This is a genomic window from Syntrophomonas wolfei subsp. methylbutyratica (genome assembly GCF_001570625.1).
Taxonomy (GTDB): domain Bacteria; phylum Bacillota; class Syntrophomonadia; order Syntrophomonadales; family Syntrophomonadaceae; genus Syntrophomonas; species Syntrophomonas methylbutyratica.
Window position 1 is genome coordinate 1 of sequence record NZ_BBQT01000042.1, and the last position, 2,445, is coordinate 2,445.

The 2,445-nt window shown below is 39.5% G+C and carries 3 protein-coding genes and 1 pseudogene; 2 read left to right on the top strand and 2 right to left on the bottom strand.

The features are described from left to right. Window positions 1-175, bottom strand: a 175-nt coding sequence (locus AWB54_RS16070; protein ID WP_207644259.1) for a PD-(D/E)XK nuclease family transposase, incomplete at its 3' end; no start/stop codon positions are given. Between the two features lie 534 nt (window positions 176-709). Here AWB54_RS16070 and AWB54_RS15535 point away from each other — a divergent pair. Together AWB54_RS15535 and AWB54_RS16840 are read left to right on the top strand one after the other, a co-directional pair. Next, window positions 710-982: pseudogene (locus tag AWB54_RS15535) on the top strand (transposase); the annotation flags it as partial. Then, a complete protein-coding gene (locus tag AWB54_RS16840; RefSeq protein WP_455431854.1) occupies window positions 962-1,330 on the top strand; it encodes an AAA family ATPase in 369 nt (122 codons plus the stop codon). The pseudogene AWB54_RS15535 and the gene AWB54_RS16840, both read left to right, overlap by 21 nt. Before the next feature lie 800 nt (window positions 1,331-2,130). On the opposite strand, the gene AWB54_RS14860 is transcribed toward AWB54_RS16840, so the two are convergent. Next, window positions 2,131-2,445: DUF4351 domain-containing protein (locus tag AWB54_RS14860; RefSeq protein WP_153014764.1), on the bottom strand; the 315-nt coding region annotated here is incomplete at its 5' end.

Genomic DNA, 2,445 nt, shown 5'->3' on the forward strand with positions numbered 1-2,445 from the left:
CCGGTTCAAGGTAAGGGTTCAGGATTTTTACGTCTGCAATCTTTTGCTCTGCGGTCCAGTTTAACACTGCATTAAGAAAACTGAGTAAGATGCTTTTATTTTCCTGGGAGCCAAATACTTTCTTAAAGGCCAGGTCTACCTTGGGGTCTAATATCTCTGGCACATCTATCAGCACCCTTTCCTTATTATCTTATTTTATCATAGGATATCTAATTACTAACAAGGTAATGAAAATCCAACCCGGGCATAAACGGGAACACCGCTCAAACCGGTCCGGTTCATTCCGTTTCTCCGGGTAAGTGAATACTGCTATGGGTACTACCCGGCAACAACTAACCCCCCACCCCTTTACACTTGTATCCTCCTATTTGTCAAACGTTTGTTCCTATAGTAAATTGTATCATAGCTTATCATTATTTATCCATATGAAATAGAACAATTGTTTGAAATTCAGTTCCGGGGTTAGCTCAGTAGTTTTATCTTATCGTAAATAGCTATTTAAAAAAAGACAATAAGTCCGGAGCCTGGCCCCAGACTTATTTAACCTTTACTTAGCTCATTTCTTGGCTTTGGTGGACAATTGGACAGTGTGGGACAGTGGACCTGTCCGAAACCACTGAAAAAGTCCGATAAAAACATAAAAAGCATACCCGCCTATAGTATAATTAAGTTAGCACAACCAAACAACACCAGAGGGGGAATGCTTTTCATGTTAGTTGAAACCACCGTTAAACAAGGCAGCTTCTACAACGTATTATACCAAATGATTCCGGATAATCACATACTCAAACGGATAGATTCCGCCATAGATCTCAGCTTTGTCAATGAACTATTGGCAGATAGATATTGCAAAAACTTTGGCAGACCAGCTAAAGAACCAGAGATGATGCTAAGAATACAAATCTTAAAATATCTATACAACCTGTCTGATGAACAATTGATACAGGATTTGAGCGTAAACCTGGCTTACAAATGGGATGTCAGAGGCATCGGTATATTTACTGCCCCGCCGGGAATGGGAAAGGCCTATGCCCTGCGCTGTTTTGCTAAGGATTTGAATCCTAATTTGTACCAGATGGTGTATACCTTTCTTTCTACTGTCAGTGTTTCTGAATTCTATCGCCAGTTCTGTACTATGTTAGGTATTGATGCCGGTTTCCGTAAAACGGATATGTTCAAGGCTATTCAGGATACTAGCATCATGCCATGTTACTATTGCACCCAAGTATTCACTAATAAACCTTACTGGTACCATAGTGCGGCTATTGGTGATTACTGCAGTGGTATCCCACCATTAACCGCCAGATTGATAGTATTAACATCAGGCTAAAACAGAATTAGAACCAGTAAATCCAAAAAACAATAAAGAAACCATTAAAACCATAAAATATTTTTTCAAAGCTTATTCCCCCCATAAATCAATAATTATATATATTTTACCATATTAGTATATATAAAGCGCGGCCTCCCAGCAAGCCGGGAGGCCGCGCCGCCGACGTTTACCGTAAAACGGTAAACGCTAAATGCCTTTATTAATTACTACCTCCAATACATCTATCTTCAAGTCTTTTGTAAAATTCCCCGATGCTTAGAAACAAAATATCATTCATGTTAACCTCCATTTCGCCGCATGCGGTGATACAAATAGTAATAAAAAAGTATTTTTCATGCTACTCGCCTAACATCCGGAGCGTATCGCCATGGTTTGCGTTTACTTTTTGAAGAACTGCCTGAAATCTTTCTTCTCGAAATGCTTCCCTTATCGGAGAAATAATTAGGCTTTTCCCGTCAGTAACTAGCTTTAAGGGCGTAGTATTATTGATATTTAGAAGTTCCAAAATCGCTTTGTCAATAATCAATGCTGAACTGTTTCCGTGTGCAGTAAGCGTTTTTCATCGCGGCTCCTCCTTGGTAATACAATGTAATTACGTTATATCACGTTAGCAAATAAATATACTCTCCCTTACTTTGTCCAGGGCATTATCTTCAGTGAACTAATCCAGCCTCCTTGCTGTTTGAATCAGTACGATAAAGAATTTATCAGGATCACTTTTATTATCTCCAATGCAAAACCCCTGCCTAAAGCGAGCCAGCAAATGAATTTAAACGGTTAAAAAAGAGCCGCTATATTTATTTGTTTATGAAATTATCGACCTCATTGAGTGTCCCTAAATCAAATATTGCTTCCGCCAAGTTCTGCAGCTTTTCTATCGGCATAGTCATCACCCTGTTTTCCATTTCAATCGGCATATGTCCAAACTTCTTTTTCAACTGTCGCAGCAGTATGCTGGCCTGGCCTTCAGCTATGCCTTCAGCTATGCCTTTCACTCTGCCCTTTTCTTCCCAGGAAGTAGTTATCTCTATCATTCTCTTGGCCTCCTTTTCATCTACCTTACCCATCTCTTCTTCTAGTTTTCTCTCTTCCTCCTCATTTAATATGAGGTA